This is a genomic window from Streptomyces sp. NPDC090021, assembly GCF_044748225.1.
Taxonomy (GTDB): domain Bacteria; phylum Actinomycetota; class Actinomycetes; order Streptomycetales; family Streptomycetaceae; genus Streptomyces.
In genome coordinates, this window is sequence record NZ_JBIVFO010000017.1 from 141380 (window position 1) to 158668 (window position 17289).

Annotated in this window: 19 protein-coding genes; 10 read left to right on the plus strand and 9 right to left on the minus strand. The window is 70.6% G+C overall.

What is annotated here, in order from left to right; genetic code table 11:
• The first annotated feature begins 199 nt into the window (after positions 1-199).
• The 4 genes from ACIPXC_RS16280 to ACIPXC_RS16295 all read left to right on the plus strand — a co-directional run bounded on the left by ACIPXC_RS16280 (position 200) and on the right by ACIPXC_RS16295 (position 5027).
• Positions 200-1480, plus strand: coding sequence for an extracellular solute-binding protein (locus tag ACIPXC_RS16280; protein WP_401617894.1), 1281 nt, complete (start codon positions 200-202; stop codon positions 1478-1480).
• A gap of 127 nt (positions 1481-1607) precedes the next feature.
• Positions 1608-2627: a carbohydrate ABC transporter permease gene (locus ACIPXC_RS16285; protein ID WP_401617897.1), complete on the plus strand. Its 1020-nt coding sequence runs from the start codon at positions 1608-1610 to the stop codon at positions 2625-2627.
• On the plus strand, positions 2624-3514 hold the full coding sequence (locus ACIPXC_RS16290; RefSeq protein WP_401617899.1) for a carbohydrate ABC transporter permease: 891 nt from the start codon (positions 2624-2626) through the stop codon (positions 3512-3514). Before ACIPXC_RS16285 ends, ACIPXC_RS16290 begins: the two co-directional genes overlap by 4 nt.
• A gap of 7 nt (positions 3515-3521) precedes the next feature.
• Positions 3522-5027 carry a glycoside hydrolase family 3 protein gene (locus tag ACIPXC_RS16295; RefSeq protein ID WP_401617902.1) on the plus strand — a complete coding sequence of 502 codons (1506 nt, stop codon included), beginning with the start codon at positions 3522-3524 and terminating at the stop codon, positions 5025-5027.
• Positions 5028-5147: 120 nt separating this feature from the next.
• Here ACIPXC_RS16295 and nagB read toward each other — a convergent pair whose 3' ends face one another.
• A complete protein-coding gene (gene nagB / locus ACIPXC_RS16300; RefSeq protein WP_401617905.1) occupies positions 5148-5933 on the minus strand; it encodes a glucosamine-6-phosphate deaminase in 786 nt (261 codons plus the stop codon).
• Between the two features lie 201 nt (positions 5934-6134).
• On the opposite strand from nagB, the gene ACIPXC_RS16305 reads away from it, so the two are divergent.
• Both ACIPXC_RS16305 and ACIPXC_RS16310 read left to right on the plus strand, forming a co-directional pair.
• On the plus strand, positions 6135-6437 hold the full coding sequence (locus tag ACIPXC_RS16305) for a hypothetical protein (RefSeq protein ID WP_401617908.1): 303 nt from the start codon (positions 6135-6137) through the stop codon (positions 6435-6437).
• A 356-nt stretch (positions 6438-6793) separates the two neighbouring features.
• Positions 6794-8263, plus strand: coding sequence for a sensor histidine kinase (locus ACIPXC_RS16310; protein ID WP_392578015.1), 1470 nt, complete (start codon positions 6794-6796; stop codon positions 8261-8263).
• A 171-nt stretch (positions 8264-8434) separates the two neighbouring features.
• Here the strand turns inward: ACIPXC_RS16310 and ACIPXC_RS16315 are convergent, their stop codons facing one another.
• On the minus strand, positions 8435-8692 hold the full coding sequence (locus tag ACIPXC_RS16315; protein WP_003953983.1) for a WhiB family transcriptional regulator: 258 nt from the start codon (positions 8690-8692) through the stop codon (positions 8435-8437).
• A 324-nt stretch (positions 8693-9016) separates the two neighbouring features.
• Positions 9017-9982: a diacylglycerol/lipid kinase family protein gene (locus tag ACIPXC_RS16320; RefSeq protein ID WP_401617910.1), complete on the minus strand. Its 966-nt coding sequence runs from the start codon at positions 9980-9982 to the stop codon at positions 9017-9019.
• Between the two features lie 84 nt (positions 9983-10066).
• On the opposite strand from ACIPXC_RS16320, the gene ACIPXC_RS16325 reads away from it, so the two are divergent.
• The gene (locus ACIPXC_RS16325) at positions 10067-10513 is read left to right on the plus strand and encodes a hypothetical protein (protein WP_401617913.1); all 447 of its coding nucleotides are present in this window, start codon (positions 10067-10069) and stop codon (positions 10511-10513) included.
• Positions 10514-10537: 24 nt separating this feature from the next.
• On the opposite strand, the gene ACIPXC_RS16330 is transcribed toward ACIPXC_RS16325, so the two are convergent.
• The 3 genes from ACIPXC_RS16330 to ACIPXC_RS16340 form a co-directional block, all read right to left on the minus strand.
• Positions 10538-11548, minus strand: a complete 1011-nt coding sequence (locus tag ACIPXC_RS16330) for an RNA polymerase sigma factor SigF (protein ID WP_386454041.1) — start codon at positions 11546-11548, stop codon at positions 10538-10540.
• A gap of 11 nt (positions 11549-11559) precedes the next feature.
• Positions 11560-11973, minus strand: a complete 414-nt coding sequence (locus ACIPXC_RS16335; protein ID WP_030012703.1) for an anti-sigma regulatory factor — start codon at positions 11971-11973, stop codon at positions 11560-11562.
• A 205-nt stretch (positions 11974-12178) separates the two neighbouring features.
• Entirely contained in the window at positions 12179-12439 is a 261-nt protein-coding gene (locus ACIPXC_RS16340) for a UBP-type zinc finger domain-containing protein (protein WP_392577885.1), read from the minus strand.
• 55 nt (positions 12440-12494) lie between these two features.
• Here ACIPXC_RS16340 and ACIPXC_RS16345 point away from each other — a divergent pair, with 55 nt between their 5' ends.
• Positions 12495-14075: a Na+/H+ antiporter gene (locus ACIPXC_RS16345; protein ID WP_401617915.1), complete on the plus strand. Its 1581-nt coding sequence runs from the start codon at positions 12495-12497 to the stop codon at positions 14073-14075.
• A 234-nt stretch (positions 14076-14309) separates the two neighbouring features.
• On the opposite strand, the gene ACIPXC_RS16350 is transcribed toward ACIPXC_RS16345, so the two are convergent.
• From ACIPXC_RS16350 to ACIPXC_RS16360, 3 genes are read right to left on the minus strand one after another with little or no spacing between them, the layout of a single operon-like run.
• Positions 14310-15203: a 1-aminocyclopropane-1-carboxylate deaminase/D-cysteine desulfhydrase gene (locus ACIPXC_RS16350; RefSeq protein ID WP_401617918.1), complete on the minus strand. Its 894-nt coding sequence runs from the start codon at positions 15201-15203 to the stop codon at positions 14310-14312.
• Between the two features lie 42 nt (positions 15204-15245).
• The gene (locus ACIPXC_RS16355; RefSeq protein WP_401617921.1) at positions 15246-15473 is read right to left on the minus strand and encodes a hypothetical protein; all 228 of its coding nucleotides are present in this window, start codon (positions 15471-15473) and stop codon (positions 15246-15248) included.
• The gene (locus tag ACIPXC_RS16360; RefSeq protein ID WP_401617924.1) at positions 15470-15670 is read right to left on the minus strand and encodes a hypothetical protein; all 201 of its coding nucleotides are present in this window, start codon (positions 15668-15670) and stop codon (positions 15470-15472) included. Before ACIPXC_RS16360 ends, ACIPXC_RS16355 begins: the two co-directional genes overlap by 4 nt.
• Before the next feature lie 112 nt (positions 15671-15782).
• Here ACIPXC_RS16360 and ACIPXC_RS16365 point away from each other — a divergent pair, with 112 nt between their 5' ends.
• Complete coding sequence (locus tag ACIPXC_RS16365) at positions 15783-16523, plus strand: XRE family transcriptional regulator (protein ID WP_401617927.1); 741 nt, start codon at positions 15783-15785, stop codon at positions 16521-16523.
• Positions 16524-16527: 4 nt separating this feature from the next.
• Positions 16528-16998 (plus strand): NUDIX domain-containing protein, encoded by a 471-nt coding sequence (locus tag ACIPXC_RS16370; protein ID WP_401617930.1) that lies wholly within the window; start codon positions 16528-16530, stop codon positions 16996-16998.
• Positions 16999-17289 lie beyond the last annotated feature (291 nt).

Genomic DNA, 17289 nt, shown 5'->3' on the forward strand with positions numbered 1-17289 from the left:
CTTCTCTCCCCCCAGGTGTCGGTCCGATAACGGACCGGGCACCCGCTCATTAGACCCTTGACACCCCTAAAGGTCTAGGCCAAGCTCCAGCTACTGGTCTACACCAATATGGATCAGATCCCAGCCCCACGGCAGTACTTCGCGTATGTCACCGCGGCGGGCAAGGGAAGTGCAGGCAGGCATCCCTGAGGAGGGTGGCGTGAAGCGCAAGCTCATCGCGGCGGTCGGTGTCGCGGGCATGATGGTCGGTCTCGCGGCGTGTGGCAATGGGGACGACGACAAGGCCAAGGCCGACGCGGGTCCCAAGGAGATCACCGTCTGGGTCATGGACGGCTCGGCGCCGAAGGCCTGGATCGACGAGGTCAACAAGGAGTTCTCGGCCAAGCACCCCGGTGTCACGGTCAAGGTCGAGGAGCAGAAGTGGACCGGTATCCAGGAGAAGGTCACCACGGCCCTCTCCGAGAACAACCCTCCGGACGTTCTTGAGCTCGGCAACACCCAGACCGCCGGCTACGCGGTCACCGGCGGTCTTGCCGACCTGACGAAGGACAAGGCCGCCCTCGGCGCCGACGCCTGGCAGAAGAGCATGCTCGCCTCGGCCGAGGTCGACGGCAAGCTCTACTCCGCCCCCTGGTACGCCGCCAACCGCGTCGTCGTCTACGACAAGAAGGCCTTCGCCAAGGCCGGCGTCACCCCGCCCACCACACGCGACGAGTGGATCGCCGGCCTGGAGAAGCTGAAGGCGGCCGACCCGGCCACCCAGCCCATCTACCTCCCCGGCCAGAGCTGGTACGTCCTCGCCGGTCTCATCTGGGACGAGGGCGGCGACCTCGCCGTGAAGGACGGCGACAAGTGGAAGGGCGGCCTCGGCACCCCGCAGGCCGGCGCCGCGATGGAGTTCTACAAGAAGCTCCAGTCCTACTCCACCGCGCCGAAGGACAAGGACGAGGCCAACCCGCAGCAGTCCACCGACATCGTCCCCAAGGGCGGCGTCGCTTCCTGGATCGGTCTCGGCTGGGAGGCCGGCGGTGCCGAGAAGGCCCTGAAGGAAGCGGGCAAGGAAGCCGACTTCGGCTACTTCCCGATCCCCGGCAAGACGGCCGACAAGACCGGCACCGTCTTCCTCGGCGGCTCGAACCTCGCCGTGGCCGAGCGCTCCAAGAACAAGGAGCTCGCCAAGGAGTGGCTGGCCCTCGCCGCCGGCAAGGACCAGATGACCAAGTACGCGGCCGAGACCAAGGGTGCGCTGCTCCCGAACCAGGCCGCCGCCAACTTCACCCCCGCCGCGGGCTCCTTCGCCGAGGCCATGGGCAAGGGCGGCGTCAACGGCAAGATCACCCCGGTCACCGCGGGCTGGGCGAACGTCGAGACCGAGCCGAACCCCATCAAGGAGTTCATGACCAAGGTCCTCAAGGGTGAGGACGCGGCCAAGGCCGGCGCCGAGGCGGACGCGGAGATCGCGAAGCGCATCAACAAGTAGTCCCGCCCCGCAGTACCCGCACGACCCAGCAGTGTGATCGCACCGGGGAGTGCGGCAGGTGCCCGGACACCCGCCGCGCCCCCGGTCGCGCATTTGACTCCACAGTCAACCGCGAGGAAGCCAAGCCATGACCGTGCACTCCCAGGGAGCGGTGACCAGCGCTCCACAGGACGCACCACCGAAGTCCGCCGGACTGCCCCAGACGCCGGCCCCAGCAACCGGCACAGGCCCCACGCCGCCTCGCGGGGGCGGGAAGTCGCTCCCCACGGGGTGGCTGCCCTATCTGCTGGTCGCGCCCGCGGTGCTCGCCCTCGCGACGCTCCTGCTGTACCCGCTGATCAAGAACGTGATCCTGTCCCTCCAGGACATCAACAAGGTCGAGTTCATCCAGCGGAAGTACCCCTTCGCGGGACTCGCCAACTACACCGAACTGCTGGGTGACACGGCCTTCTGGACCGTCGTCGTCCGCAGCTTCGCCTTCACCCTGGCCAACGTCGCGCTGATCATGGCGCTGGGAAGCCTCATCGGCATCCTGCTGAACAGGCTCGGCAAGAAGATGCGCCTGGTCCTCTCGATGGCGCTGGTGATGGCCTGGGCCATGCCGATCGTCGCCTCGGTGCAGGTCTTCCGCTGGCTGTTCGACGAGCAGTTCGGTGTCATGAACTGGGTCATGCGCACCGCGGGCTTCACCGGCTACGAACAGCACAACTGGATGGAGACCGGCCTCTCCACCATGGTGATCATCACCATCCTGGTGGTCTGGGGCTCCATCCCCTTCGTCGCCCTCAACATGTACGCGGGGCTCACCACGGTCGGCGCCGAGCTGTACGAGGCCGCCCGGATGGACGGGGCCAACGGCTGGCAGACCTTCTGGAGGATCGTCTTCCCGAACCTGAAGCCCTTCTTCCTCATCACCACCTTCCTTGAGGTCATCTGGGTCTTCAAGGCCTTCACCCAGGTCTACGCGATCAACAAGGGCGGCCCGGACCGCGGCTCCGAGATCCTGCCGGTCTTCGCCTACGTCGAGGGCCAGAGCCAGTTCCACTACGGCCTCGCCGCCGCGATCTCCGTCCTCACGATCGTGATCCTCATGATCGTCATGTCCTTCTACTTCCGCCTGATCCTGAAGCAGGAGGAGGAGCAGTGAGCACGACCACCGCCCCGAAGCCGGCGGCTCCCGAGCGGCCCGCACAGCAGCTCCGCACCCGCCGCCCGGTGCGCCCCGCGGCCGTGGCCAAGAACCTCGGCGCCCTCCTGCTGGCCCTGCTCTTCGTCTTTCCCGTGTACTGGATGTTCTCGTCGGCCCTCAAGCCGGCCGACCAGATGCTCACCAAGGACCCCGTCTTCGTCTTCACGCCGACGATGGACAACTTCGGCAAGGCCACCGGGGTCGAGAACTTCTGGACGTACGTCACCAACAGCGTCCTGGTCACCCTCGGCGCCGTGCTGCTGGCCCTGCTCGTCGCCCTGGCCGCGAGCTTCGCCATCGCCCGCATGAGGTTCAAGGGCCGCAAGGGCCTGGTCCTCACCGTGATGATGGCCCAGATGGCCCCCTGGGAGGTCATGGTCATCGCCATGTACATGATCGTTCGCGACGCCGAGATGCTGAACAGCCTCCCGCTGCTCACCGCGATCTACTTCGTGATGATCCTGCCCTTCACCATCTGGACCCTGCGCGGTTTCATCGCCGCCGTCCCGGTGACCCTGGAGGAGGCCGCCCAGATCGACGGCTGCACCCGCGGCCAGGCCTTCCGCAAGGTGATCTTCCCGCTGCTGGCCCCCGGCCTGATGTCCACCTCGCTCTTCGGCTTCATCACCGCCTGGAACGAGTTCGCCATGGTCCTGATCCTCAACAAGGAGAAGACCGCGCAGACCCTGCCGCTGTGGCTGACCGAGTTCATGTCCGCCTTCGGCAACGACTGGGGCGCCACCATGGCCGCGTCCTCGCTCTTCGCGGTCCCGGTCCTGCTGATCTTCATCTTCCTCCAGCGCAAGGCCGTCGGCGGCATGACCGCCGGCGCAGTGAAGGGATGACGCCGTCATGACTGTCCTTGCGCACCGCGCCACCGCCTCCGACGAGGTGACCCGCGACGCACTCGCCGTCCTCCAGCCCGGCTTCGAGGGCACCACCGCCCCGGCCTGGCTGCTCCGCCGGATCGGCGAAGGCCTCACCTCGGTCGGCCTGTTCGGCCGCAACATCGCCTCGCCCGAGCAGCTCGCCGCGCTGACCGCGCAGCTGCGCGCCGAGCGGGACGACGTCCTCGTCGCCATCGACGAGGAGGGCGGCGACGTCACCCGCCTGGAGGTCCGGGGCGGCTCGTCCTTCCCCGGCAACCTGGCCCTCGGCGCCGTCGACGACACCGGCCTGACCCGGGACGTCGCCCACGAGCTGGGCCGCCGTCTCGCCGAATGCGGCGTCAACCTCAACTGGGCGCCCTCCGCCGACGTCAACTCCAACCCGGACAACCCGGTCATCGGCGTACGGTCCTTCGGCGCCGACACCCACCTCGCCGCCCGGCACACCGCCGCCTACGTCGAGGGCCTCCAGGCCGCCGGCGTCGCCGCGTGCACCAAGCACTTCCCCGGCCACGGCGACACCAACGTCGACTCCCACCACGCCCTGCCGCGCATCGACGTGGACCTCGACACCCTCGTCGCACGGGAACTCGTACCGTTCAGGGCCGCCATCGAGGCCGGGACCAGGGCCGTGATGAGCGCGCACATCCTGGTGCCCGCCCTCGACCCGACCCGCCCGGCCACGCTCAGCCCGCAGATCCTCACCGGTCTGCTGCGCAAGGAGCTCGGCTACGAGGGCCTCATCGTCACCGACGGCATGGAGATGAACGCCATCGCCGGAACGTACGGGATCGAGCGCGGCTCGGTCCTCGCCATCGCGGCGGGCGCCGACGCCATCTGTGTCGGCGGCGGACTCGCCGACGAGGCCACCGTCCTGCGGCTGCGCGACGCGCTGGTCGCGGCCGTGCACGAGGGCACGCTCCCGCAGGAGCGCCTCGCCGACGCCGCCGCCCGGGTCCGGGCGCTGGCCGCCTGGACCCGGGCGGCCCGGCCCGACGCGCGGCCGGAGGGGAGCCGCGCGTCCGGCATCGGCCTGACCGCCGCCCGCCGGGCCCTGGTCGTCACCGGGTCGGCGGGCCCGTCGGCCGCCCGGCCCTACGTCGCGACCTTGACCCCGGTGGCGAACATCGCGGTCGGCGACGAGACCCCGTGGGGCCCGGCCGCCGAACTGGCCGAGCTGCTGCCGGGCACCGCCTCGGGCCTGTACCCCCGGGGCGCCACGGCCGGGGAGATCCTGGCGGCGGCGGGGGAGCGCACCGTCGTCGCGGTGGTCCGCGACGCGCACCGGCACGCGTGGATGACCGAGGTACTGGACGCCCTGGTCGAAGCCCGCCCGGACACGGTCGTGGTCGAGATGGGGCTGCCCCGCGCCGAGCCGCGCGGGGCCCTGCACATCGCGACGCACGGCGCCGCGCGCGTCTGCGGACGCGCCGCCGCCGAGGTCGTCGCGGAGGCCGTCACAGGGGTGTGACGCCGCGGTACCGGAGCCGGGCACCCGTCACAGGGGTGGTGCCCGGCTCCGCCGCCCACGGCGAAGGGCCGGACTCCCAGCGGGAGCCCGGCCCTTCGTCCGTTCCGGGCGCTACGGCTGCTACAGCCCCTGCCAGGACGGCTTGTTGGCGTAGGCGTGGCGGAAGTAGTCGGCCAGCTTGAGCTTGGAGGCGGCGGCCTCGTCCACGACGACGGTCGCATGCCGGTGCAGCTGCAGCGCGGACGCCGGTACGAGGGCGGACAGCGGCCCCTCGACGGTCTGTGCGACGGCCTCGGCCTTGCCCTCGCCGGTGGCCAGCAGGACCAGGTGGCGGGCGTCGAGGATGGTGCCGATGCCCTGGGTGATGACGTGGTGCGGCACCTGCTCCAGGTCGTCGTCGAAGAAGCGCGCGTTGTCCACGCGAGTCTGCTCCGTCAGCGTCTTGATGCGGGTGCGCGAGGCCAGGGAGGAGCAGGGCTCGTTGAAGCCGATGTGCCCGTCCGTGCCGATGCCCAGCAGCTGGAGGTCGACGCCGCCGGCCTCGGCCAGGGCCCGGTCGTAGGCCTCGCACGCGGCGACGAGGTCCTCGGCCGCACCGTCGGGGCCCATGAAGGAGGCGTCGGTCAGGCCGAGGGGCTCGACGACCTCGCGCAGGACGACGGCCCGGTAGGACTCCGGGTGCCCGGCGGGCAGGCCCACGTACTCGTCGAGCTGGCATATCCGGGCCCGGGAGACGTCGGCCTCACCCGCCCCGACCTTGCGCGTGAGGGCCTCGTAGACGGGCAGCGGGGTAGAGCCGGTCGCCACGCCGAGCAGGGCGTCGGGCTTGCGGCGCACCAGGGCGGCCATGGCCTCCGCGATGAGCTCGCCGCCTGCCTTGGCGTCCGGGACGATGACAACTTCCACGCGGGGCCTGCCGATCTGGAGTGGGTGATGTGGTATAGACCAATCTAGCAGAGTGGGCCGGGTACGACGGGGGTTCCCGCCACTTTCCATGCTGATCCCGCCCCGGGCATGCGGCCTCCCGGGAACCGGTCCGACGCCGGGGCGGGGGCGTCCACGTCACCCGCCCCGGCGAAGTCCGCCGCCCCCGCGTTGTTGACCAGGATGTCCACCGACTCCGTGTGTGCGGGGTGGGCCTCGTACGCCGCCCGGAGGGCCTCCGCGTCCCCGCGGGCCCCGAGCTCGGCCACGGCGCTGCGCGAGCGCCGCAACGCCGACCTGGGGCTCTTCGAGCGCCGGATCCGCGCCGACATCGCGACCGGCGCGCTGCCCGCGGACACGGAGGCGCGGGCGCCGGCCTGGTATGCCGGGGCCGTGCTTCAGGGGATGTTCCGGCAGTCGCGCGACGGGGCGACCCGGGAGGAACTGGAGGCGGTGGCGGAGCGGGCCCTGTCGGCCTGGCCGTGAAAGGCCCCGGGAATTCCTCTGGGCCACGGTGCAGGACGGGACCCTCAACCCGTCCGGCACCGTAGCCCGGAGTACTTACGGCCGTCAGGTGTGCGGTTCCCGGCGGCCGGTGAGAGGTGCCTGCGCGGTCAGGGCAGAGCGCGCGGCCACCTCGTTCCGTCCTCCTGTGCGGGGAGGGCGGAGACTGTAAGCCAATTCTGGACTAGACCAATCTGTTCTGTCCATCCAATGACGGTAGCTGGAAACCCGTCACTTCCTCCAACAGTACGCGGCCCGCGCCCCTCCTGGATACTCCTGAGTACCCGCGTGGGGAAAGTCATCGTGCGTACCCGGGGTACGCTCGCAACGTGCCCTCCATGAACGACCTCGTACGCCAGCACACCGCTCTCGGAGAAACCGACCTGGAGTGGCTCCACCTGCTGGTCTCGGAGTGGCAGCTGCTCTCCGACCTCTCCTTCGCCGACCTCGTGCTGTGGGTGCCCACCCTCGACGGCACGCGGTACGTCTCGGTCGCCCAGATGCGCCCGAACACCGGCCCCACCTCGTACCAGGACGACATGGTCGGACACCTGGTGCCGCGCGGCCGCCGTCCCCTGCTCGACGCCGCGCTCGACGAGGGCCGCATCGTGCGCGAGGGCGACCCGGAGTGGCGCGAGGAGGTGCCGGTGCGCGTCGAGTCGATCCCCGTCCGCCGCGAGGGCCGCGTACTCGGAGTGATCGCCCGCAATACCAACCTGCTCACTGTGCGTACACCGAGCCGACTGGAGCTGACCTACCTCCAGTCCGCCTCGGACCTCGCACAGATGATCGCGGCGGGCGCCTTCCCCTTCCCCGGCCAGCAGGTCGACATGGACGCCTCGCCGCGCGTCGGCGACGGCCTGATCCGGCTCGACGCCGACGGAGTGGTCACCTACGCCTCCCCGAACGCCCTCTCCGCCTACCACCGCCTCGGCCTCGCCTCCGACCTGGTCGGCCAGGACCTCGGTGCCACCACCGCCGAACTCGCCCCCTCCCGCGGCCCGGTGGACGAGGCGCTGGTCAAGCTCGCCAGCGGCTGGGCCCCCCGTGAGACCGAGGTCGAGGGCAACGGCGGCGTCATCCAGCTGCGCGCCATCCCGCTCAAGCCGAAGGGCACCCGGATCGGCTCCCTGGTGCTCTGCCGCGACGTCACCGAACTGCGCCGTCGCGAACGTGAACTCATCACCAAGGACGCGACCATCCGGGAGATCCACCACCGGGTGAAGAACAACCTCCAGACGGTGGCCGCGCTCCTGCGGCTCCAGGCCCGCCGCATGGATTCGCCCCAGGGTCGCGAGGCCCTCAACGAGGCCGTGCGCCGCGTCGGTTCGATCGCGATCGTGCACGAGACGCTGTCCCAGAACCTCGACGAGCGGGTCGAGTTCGACGAGATCGCCGACCGCGTGATCGCGATGGTCTCGGAGATCTCACCGGGCCGGGTCGACTGCCGGCGCACCGGCCGCTTCGGGATCCTGGACGCGGAGGTCGCCACCCCGCTGTCGATGGTGCTGACCGAGATCCTGCAGAACGCCCTGGAGCACGCCTTCACCCCGGGGGAGCGGGGCGCCGTGGAGGTGGCCGCGCTGCGCAGCGGGACCGGCCGCAAGGACGGGCGCCTGCTGATCACCGTCCTCGACGACGGCAACGGCCTGCCCGAGGGGTTCGACCCCCAGCGGGCCGGCAACCTCGGTCTGCAGATCGTCCGGACCCTCGTGGAGGGGGAACTCGGCGGCACCTTCGACATGGTCCGGGCCGAGCCGCGCGGTACCAAGGTCGTCCTCGACCTGCCGTCCAGCCCGCAGAAGTAGCAGCCGTACGGTGACTCGGCGTGAGCGACGGCTTCCGGGTCATGCGGACGCAGCGTAGTCGCGCAGCAGCACTGAGCCCCGGACCGAATGCTTCGGTCCGGGGCTCAAGAGCACGTTGCTGAGCGCTTCTACCGTTACTGCGCGCTGCGCGTCGAGGCTCGAAAGTCGTTGTCAGGCGCTGGCGTTGCGCGCCCGGTTGCGAGCGGCGCGGCGCTTCATGGCGCGGCGCTCGTCCTCGCTGAGACCGCCCCAGACGCCGGAGTCCTGACCGGACTCAAGCGCCCACTGCAGGCACTGCTCCATGACGGGGCAACGGCGGCAGACGGCCTTGGCTTCCTCGATCTGCAGCAGCGCAGGACCGGTGTTGCCGATGGGGAAGAAGAGTTCCGGGTCTTCCTCGCGGCAAACGGCGTTGTGACGCCAGTCCATGGCTGCTCCATCTCCTTGTGTTACGGGCACTTTGCTTGTGAATGTGAACGCTTTCACGAATCCCCCCGCGAGGGAAGGGCGATCGCCCGGTTTCACGCGGGTGATCAGTCTGAGATTCGTGGAGGGGTTCTGGCGGTCTGTGTGGGTGCCGGGTCCTGCGGGCTGTCCCGATCGCCATGAAGAGATTCGCAAACCTCGGACGGGGATACAACCCCTTCCGGAAAGTTTTTTTTGATTCGTCGGTGTCTACTAGGTCACAGCCCTACATCGTGAGGGTGGACCGGCGTGTAAACGTTCGAGTGAAAGGCCTACAGGCCCTTCTGGTCACACAATCACACGCAGTGCACGGCGTACGCCTGTGAACCGAACGCTGGTGCGCAGCCCGAGGTGATCACCGTCCATCTGGAACGGGAGGGGAACCTTCGAATGCAAGGTGAAGTCGGTCAGATCGTGCAGAGACACCGCATGCTTGCCGTGTGGACCCCGCTCAGGAGTGGAGGTCAGGAGCTGTGTCGCGTAGCGGGCGACGGCCGGAGTTGACAAACGGTTGAGTGCCAATACGTCAAGCGCGGTATCGAACGACGCCTCCGGGGAGGCGTAAAGCGGACGATTCCCCAGATACGTCCACGGTGAGGTGTTGCACACTATCGACAGCACCAGGTCCGTCACCGGATCCGCTCCGGGCCGCTCCAGGGTGACCGTGCCGTGCCGCCGGTTGGGCTCCTCCCAGAACTGGCGCATCAGCTGTCGTACGTACAGCGCGTGCGTCGAACGCTTGCCGCGCTCCCGCTGCTGCTCGACCCGCCCCACGACGCCCGCGTCGAAACCGAAGCCCGCGCAGAAGGTGAACCAGCGCGCCGGCACCGACTCGTCCTCCGTCCCCGGAGTCCCCGCCGCCAGTCCCAGGCCGACCGTCCGCTCGCGTGCCTCGCGCAGTGCGTCCAGCAGCGCGCCCGTCGCCTCGACCGCGTCGTTCGGCAGCCCCAGGGCGCGGGCGAACACGTTGGTGGAGCCGCCGGGAACCACCGCCAGCCGGGGCAGCCGGTCCGGATCGGGGCCGTTGTGCAGGAGCCCGTTCACCACCTCGTTGACCGTGCCGTCGCCACCCAGGGCGACCACCAGGTCAAGCCCCTCGTGCGCGGCCCTGCGCCCCAGGTCCCGGGCGTGCCCGCGGTACTCGGTGGTGACCGCCTCCAGCTTCATCTCGCTGGCCAGGGCATGGATCAGGACATCGCGCGTGCGCGCACTGGTGGTCGTCGCTGCTGGGTTGGCCACGAGAAGTGCACGCATGAGCGCCAGACTACCCACCCCTTCGTGAGCCGACCCTACTGGCCGTCCCCTCCGGCCCGCGGAGGGCGCCGCTACCCTGCTCGGGTGAGTAAGAAGCAGCCCGCGAAGGCCCCCACCCCCACCGTCGAAGCGCCCACCGCGCCGCCCCGCCGGCTGACCGCCGCGGCCGCGCTCACCGCCCTGGAGGGGCTGGCGCTCGCCGGCCTCGGCGTGTACATGCTGTTCGTCGGCATCGCCGGCGACCCCGACTCCCCGCAGCAGGCCGAGACGGGCGGCATCACCCTGCTCGCGCTCGCCGCGCTGCCGCTGATCGCCGCCCGCGGACTGCGCCTGGGCCGCCGCTGGAGCCGCGGCCCGGCACTGATCACCCAGCTGATGGCGCTGCCGGTGGCCTGGACGCTCTACACCACCGGCGGTGCCATGATCGCCGCCGCCGTGGCTCTCGCGGTGGCCGCGGTGGCCGTCGTCGCACTGCTCGTGAACCCGACGGCGACCGAGGCCCTCGGTATCGGAGAGCCGCCCTCCTCCTGAGCCCGGCGCGTGGCCGGGCCGGGCTCACTCCTCGACGAGGAGCTTCTCGCGGAGCTGGGCCAGGGTGCGGGCCAGCAGGCGGGAGACGTGCATCTGGGAGATGCCGACTTCCTGCGCGATCTGCGACTGCGTCATATTGCCAAAGAAGCGGAGGAGCAGAATCCGCTTCTCTCGGGGCGGCAGCCCCTCCAGCAGCGGCTTGAGGGACTCGCGGTACTCGACGCCCTCCAGGGCCTCGTCCTCCGCACCCAGCGTGTCCGCGACCGCCGGCGACTCGTCGTCGGTGTCCGGGACGTCCAGGGAGAGCGTGCTGTAGGCATTGGCCGATTCCAGACCCTCCAGCACCTCCTCCTCGGAGATACCGAGCCGCTCGGCCAGCTCGTGCACCGTCGGGGAACGCCCGTGCTGCTGGGACAGCTCGGCCGTGGCCGTCGTCAGCGAGAGCCGCAGCTCCTGCAGGCGCCGGGGCACCCGCACCGCCCAGCCCTTGTCACGGAAGTGGCGCTTGATCTCGCCGACCACCGTGGGCGTGGCATACGTGGAGAACTCGACCCCGCGGTCCGGATCGAACCGGTCCACCGACTTGATGAGGCCGATCGTCGCGACCTGGGTCAGGTCGTCCAGCGGCTCACCGCGGTTGCGGAAACGCCGCGCCAGGTGCTCGACCAGGGGCAGGTGCATCCGTACCAGCCGGTTGCGCAGCTCCGCCTTCTCCGCCGAGCCGTCGGGCAGTGCCCGCAACTCCACGAACAGGGCCCGCGCGCTGCTGCGGTCGCGCGGATCGGGCAGGGCCGCCGGGGCCGGAGGCACCGGGAACCCCGCCGCCGGGGCCGGCGCAGCGGCCTCCGGCGGCTGTGCCGGCTGTGATTGGTCGTGCTGGTTCTCGCTCATAGGGCCCGCCCGTCGCTCCGCCGAGTCCAAAAAGCCGTCTTCCGCATCCGCGTCAGCCGGGTGCGGCCGGGCGTGCAACTGCTCCGGGATGCCGCCGTCGACCTCGTGCCGTACCCGGGGCCGATCCCCGCCCCGCACCGGGATCTCCCCGCCGCTCACGCCGGGCCTGGCCCCGCGCCGCGTTGTTTGTACAGACTGATGCTCACCGTCCGGTTCTCCTCGACCGTGGCCTCGACCTTGCCGGCCAGCGCCGACAGGACCGTCCACGCGAACGTGTCACGCTCCGGCGCGCGTCCGTCCGTGGTCGGCGCCGAGACGGTCACCTCCAGCGAATCATCGATCAGCCGGAAGACGCAGCTGAGGACGGAGCCCGGCACGGCCTGCTGGAGCAGGATCGCGCAGGCCTCGTCCACCGCGATGCGGAGGTCCTCGATCTCGTCGAGGGTGAAGTCCAAACGTGCCGCGAGGCCGGCCGTGGCCGTCCGCAGCACCGACAGGTAGGCACCCGCAGCGGGCAGCCGGACTTCCACGAAGTCCTGAGTCCCGGGCTCGCCTGCGATCTGGGACACCCTCACCTCCAAGGTGGTACGAGCTCTTTTCGCCGGTGACGCTACCGCGATCCGGGCGATTGTGTCGCGGCACCCCTCGTGACGCCCGCCCCGAGCACCCTGCCCTGCGACCAGTGACTGATGGTAAGCCCATGGGTACGCACAGTGGCTAGGGGTCTGCGGGGGTCAAATCGGGGGAACCGGCGGAGGGTTGAACTACCCCGCCTCAGACGATCGAACCGTCCACGAAACACCAGCGCCAGGTCTCGCCCGGCTCGAAGCTCCGCATGACCGGATGGCCGGTCTCGTCGTGGTGCGCCGTCGCGTGCCGGAAGGGCGAGGAGTCGCAGCACGCCACGTGCCCGCAGCCCAGGCACATCCGCAGCTGCACCGGGTGGCTGCCGGCCGCCAGACATTCGGCGCAGGTCTGTGCAGACGGGACCGGTTCGGGGCGCGGCAGTTCGGCAACGTGGGTGCACTCGCTCATGATGGCCAGCGTACGGCCAGGGTACGGGCGCGCGACGAAGGAGGACGGATCTTCGATGGACGCATTGCAGCTGGTGGCCCTGGTCGCGGGCAGCGCGGCCGTGGCGGGACTCGCCCGCCGCACGCCCGTTCCGGCGCCGCTCCTGCTGGTCGCCGCCGGCCTGGCGGCCTCGTACGTCCCGGGCGTGCCCTCGTACACCCTCGACCCGCACATCGTGCTGCCGCTGCTGCTCCCGCCGCTGCTGCACACGGCCGCGGTGGACAGCTCGTACCTGGACCTGCGGGCCAACATCAGGCCGATCGCGATGCTGTCGGTCGGCTACGTGCTCTTCGCGACGGTCGTCGTCGGGTACGCGGCGTACCTGCTGGTGCCCGGGCTGTCCCTGCCGGTGGCGCTGGTACTGGGCGCGGTGATCGCGCCGCCCGATGCGGTGGCCGCCACCGCGATCGCCCGCAAGCTGCGGCTGCCGAACCGGCTGACGACCATCCTGCAGGGCGAGTCCCTGGTCAACGACGCGACCGCGATCACCGCGTACAAGGTGGCCCTGGCGGCGGCGGTCGGGGTGAGCGCCGGCTGGGCGGGCGGGATCGCGGAGTTCCTGCTGGCCTCGGTGGGCGGCGTCGGCGTCGGCCTGCTGCTCATGGTGCCGATCCACCAGCTGCGCAAAAGGATGAAGGAACCCCTCCTCCAGAACACCCTCTCGCTGCTGATCCCCTTCGTGGCGTACGCGGCGGCCGAGCGGGTGCACGCCTCCGGCGTACTGGCCGTGGTCGTGGTCGCGCTGTACCTCGGGCACCGCAACTGGCAGGTCGACTTCGCCACCCGGCTCCAGGAGGCGGCGGTGTGGAAGATGGTCGCCTTCATCCTGGAGTCGGTCGTCTTCGCGCTGATCGGCCTGCAGCTGCCGGTGGTCCTCACGGGGCTGGGGGAGTACCAGGGCATGGACGCGGCCTGGTACGCGGTCGCCGTGTTCGTCGTGGTGGTGGTCGCCCGCTTCGTCTGGGTGTTCCCGGCGACCTTCGTGCCGCGCCGGCTGTCGCCCCGGATCCGGACGCGGGAGCCGGAGACCGACTGGAAGTCCCCGGTGATCGTGGGCTGGGCCGGGATGCGGGGTGTGGTCTCGCTGGCCATCGCCTTCTCCGTGCCGATCTCGGTGCAGCACCGGAACCTGATCCTGTTCCTCACCTTCACGACGGTCATCGGGACGCTGGTGGTGCAGGGGCTGACGCTGCCGCCGCTGATCAGGGTGCTGAAGCTGCCGCCGAAGGACGTGCGGGCCGAGACGCTGGCGGAGGCGCAGGCGCAGAGCGAGGCCTCGCGGGCGGCGGAGGAGCGGCTGACGGAGCTGCTGGAGGAACCGGAGAACTCCACGCTGCCGCCGCCGCTGGCGGACCGGCTGCGGGCGGTGCTGGAACGGCGGCGCAACGCGGTGTGGGAACGGCTGGGCGAGGTCAACCCGCTGACGGGGGAGTCCGCGGACGACATCTACCGGCGGCTCGCGGGCGAGATGATCGAGTCGGAGCGGGAGGTGTTCGTCGCGCTGCGCGACGGGCGGCGCATCGACGACGAGATGCTGCGGGTGCTGCTGCGCAGGCTGGACCTGGAGGAGGCGGCGGCGTACCGCGAGGCCACGTGACCCCTGCGGGGCTGCTCGGCGGATCGGCGGTGGTGCCGGTGCCGGTGCAGGTGCAGGTGTCTTGGCGGGGCGGCCGGGGACGGAGACGGGGGCTCGGCCGGGGCCGGTGCCGGGGTGGGGTGTCGTCCCGGACTCATGATTTATGGCGCCCCGGCGGTGTCGGCCCGTACGGGCCGTGTCGCGCCACACATCACGTTTCACGTCCCGGACAACACCCCACCCCGTCCCCGTCCCCTACGGGCGGCCGGTGATGATCGCGGTGACGGTCGTGCCGGGCGGGAAGGCGCCGGCCCGGGTGAGGGTGGTCAGGGCCCAGAGGAGTTTGGCCACGTAGATCCGCTCCACCGGGAAGCCGTGGCGGGCGGCGAAGTCGGCGGCGAAGGACTCCAGGGCGGCCGGGACACGGGCGTAGCCGCCGTGGTGGAAGTCCTCGGCCAGGGCCCAGTCGCCGACCGGGCCGCCGTACGCCTCGGTCTGGAGGGAACGTATCTCCCCGGACAGGAAGCCCCCCGCCAGGACGGGAACGCCCAGCGCCCGCTGCCCGGGTGCGAGGCCCGCGGCCAGGCCCGCCAGGGTGCCGCCGGTGCCGCACGCCACCGCGGCCACGTCGGTCACGCCGCGGAGCTCGCGGCCCAGCTCCGCGCAGCCCGCCAGGGCGAGTGCGTTGCTGCCGCCCTCCGGGACGACGTACGCCCCGCCCGCGCCGGCCCCGTCCAGCAGCTCGGCCAGGGCCTGCGGGTCGGCCTTGGCGCGGTAGCGCGAGCGGCTGACGAAGTGCAGGCGCATGCCGTCGGCCGCGCACCGGGCGAGGGAGTCGTTCAGGGGCCGGCCGGCCAGCTCGTCGCCGCGGACGATGCCGACCGTCCCGAGGCCCAGCAGCCGGCCGGCGGCGGCGGTGGCCCGCAGGTGGTTGGAGTACGCCCCGCCGAAGGTGACGAGTTGCTCGTCCCCCGCCTCCAGTGCGGCCCGCAGGTTCGGCGCGAGCTTGCGCCACTTGTTGCCGGGCAGCTCCGGATGCACCAGGTCGTCCCGCTTCAGCAGCAGGCGTACGCCGTACCGCTCGAACCGCTCGTCCACCGCCTCGACGAGCGGAGACGGCGGGCGAGACTGCAGTTCGGGATGGTCCACCCGTCCATTGTGAGCCGCCCCGTGCCGTCGTACCGGTGGGGGCTACGTCCCACGGGTGACGCGGGCATGATCGGTGAGCACTCGCCGGAACAGCCCGTGCCCGGTCCGCCCGGCGTGCCGGAGCGCCCAGTCCTGAGCCGCCACCTGCTCATCGCACGCGCCGGACTCGGCTCCGCAGCCGTGAGCGACGCAGAACGCCTCGTAGATCACCCCGCCCTCCGGGGCGTGCCGGATGGCGTGGGGGACGTGGCGCAGCACGGCGCGGGTCATCGGCTCACCTCCGTGTGGGGGTGCCGGCGGATCTCGACGTTGCGGTCCACGACCCCCGACCGGTCCCGCAGCCGGTGGCACTCAGCGCGCTGTACGACCAGGGCCGCACAGACGTCGCACGTCGGGTCCGCCGGATCGGGATCGGGCACCGGAAACGGATCACGCTGTTCGACCTGCTGCCACAGTCCTTGCACCATTCCGGATCCCTTCGTACCTCGCTGGTACCGGGATCGTCGCCGTGGTGATCAGGACGGGGGAACCTCGTACGTTTCCCACTTCGGGACGTCCCACGGCCTGTAGAACGTCCCTATGCAGAACGAGCGGTTAAGGGCCCTGATGGCATCCGGCGGCTGGACTCATGCGTCGCTGGCGAGCGCTACCGGTGTCGACCCGAAGAGCGTCGAACGCTGGGTCAACCTCGGGCGCACGCCCCGACGGGCAACAGCGCTGTTGACTGCCGAGACACTGGGCGAGGACGTCCACGCACTGTGGCCGGCGCTGAGACAGGCCCGTGCCGCGCGGGCCGTCAGCCCCGAACTGGTGGCGCTGTACGACCAGCGAGCGGACCTTCCCGTCTCCGTGTTCGTGGACCTGCTGACGACAGCTCGCGAACGGATCGACGTGCTGGTCTACGCAGCGGTGTTCCTGCACGAGGCGTATCCCCGCCTGAACGACCTCCTTCGGGAACGTGCGACGGACGGTTGTGCGGTCCGGATCGCCATCGGTGACGCGGACAGCGAGAACGTCCGGCAGCGTGGACAGGAAGAGAGATTCGGGCACGGCATCGAATCCCGCTGCCGTCTCGCCCTCATGTACTACCGACCCCTGGCCGACGTTCCCGGCATCGAGCTGCGAACGCACGGCACGACCCTCTACAACAGCCTGTACCGGGCGGATGGCGAAGTCCTGGTCAATGCCCACGTCTGGGGTGTGAACGCGTACGGTGCGCCCGTGTGGCACCTTCGACGCCACGAAGCCGGAGGCATGTTCGACACCTACGCCGAGAGCTTCGATGCGGTGTGGGAGACGGCCCGTCCCGTGGAGGAGTGACCCGATGGCCCGGACCGAGTACTACAACGATCCCCACGCTCCCGAGCCGAACAGCATGGTCGTGGCGGCCTCTGCCGTCGTCACGGACGACCAGGGGCGCATCCTGCTGCAACGTCGCCGTGACAACGACCTGTGGGCCCTGCCCGGCGGCGGGATGGACCTCACGGAATCCCTCCCCGGCACGGCCGTCCGGGAGGTCAAGGAGGAGACCGGGCTCGACGTGGAGATCACGGGACTGGTCGGCACCTACACGGACCCGAAGCACATCATCGAGTACAGCGACGGCGAGGTCCGCCGCCAGTTCAACGTCTGCTTCACGGCCCGCATCACCGGGGGCACGCCGGCAATCTCGGACGAGAGCACGGAACTCCGCTTCGTGGAGCCGGCTGAGCTGGGAACCTTGCCCATGCACCACACCCAACGCCTGCGAGTACAGCACTTCTTGGAGAGACGACCCGCCCCGTACCTCGGTTAAGAGGTCGCGCGGATAGTGTGACCGCGAAGGGGTGGAACGCTGGATCGCCGACGAGGGGCTCACGCCGCACGCGCGAAACCGGCACGACACGTGCCGGGTGTTGGGAGTGGACGAACACATGATCTGGCCCGATGCGATCACCAGCCGAGTCAAGGTCGGCGGGGACCGGGAGCTCGTCCACCAGAGTTCTCGGGTGGGGTGCCCGCCCCTTTAGGGGTGGGGGGAATGCCCGCTCCCGCGTAGCGGGGCAGGGGAAGCCGAATCGCCGCCAGGGCGATTCGGCGTTTCCTT

What these genes read in the sequence shown, in the direction of transcription:
- ACIPXC_RS16285 (WP_401617897.1), top strand. Translation starts at nt 1,608, where the DNA reads ATGACCGTGCACTCCCAGGGAGCGGTGACCAGCGCTCCACAGGACGCA.
- ACIPXC_RS16295 (WP_401617902.1), top strand. Translation starts at nt 3,522, where the DNA reads ATGACTGTCCTTGCGCACCGCGCCACCGCCTCCGACGAGGTGACCCGC.
- ACIPXC_RS16305 (WP_401617908.1), top strand. Translation starts at nt 6,135, where the DNA reads ATGTCCACCGACTCCGTGTGTGCGGGGTGGGCCTCGTACGCCGCCCGG.
- ACIPXC_RS16310 (WP_392578015.1), top strand. Translation starts at nt 6,794, where the DNA reads ATGAACGACCTCGTACGCCAGCACACCGCTCTCGGAGAAACCGACCTG.
- ACIPXC_RS16315 (WP_003953983.1), bottom strand. Translation starts at nt 8,692, where the DNA reads ATGGACTGGCGTCACAACGCCGTTTGCCGCGAGGAAGACCCGGAACTC.
- ACIPXC_RS16320 (WP_401617910.1), bottom strand. Translation starts at nt 9,982, where the DNA reads ATGCGTGCACTTCTCGTGGCCAACCCAGCAGCGACGACCACCAGTGCG.
- ACIPXC_RS16340 (WP_392577885.1), bottom strand. Translation starts at nt 12,439, where the DNA reads ATGAGCGAGTGCACCCACGTTGCCGAACTGCCGCGCCCCGAACCGGTC.
- ACIPXC_RS16345 (WP_401617915.1), top strand. Translation starts at nt 12,495, where the DNA reads ATGGACGCATTGCAGCTGGTGGCCCTGGTCGCGGGCAGCGCGGCCGTG.
- ACIPXC_RS16355 (WP_401617921.1), bottom strand. Translation starts at nt 15,473, where the DNA reads ATGACCCGCGCCGTGCTGCGCCACGTCCCCCACGCCATCCGGCACGCC.
- ACIPXC_RS16360 (WP_401617924.1), bottom strand. Translation starts at nt 15,670, where the DNA reads ATGGTGCAAGGACTGTGGCAGCAGGTCGAACAGCGTGATCCGTTTCCG.
- ACIPXC_RS16365 (WP_401617927.1), top strand. Translation starts at nt 15,783, where the DNA reads ATGCAGAACGAGCGGTTAAGGGCCCTGATGGCATCCGGCGGCTGGACT.
- ACIPXC_RS16370 (WP_401617930.1), top strand. Translation starts at nt 16,528, where the DNA reads ATGGCCCGGACCGAGTACTACAACGATCCCCACGCTCCCGAGCCGAAC.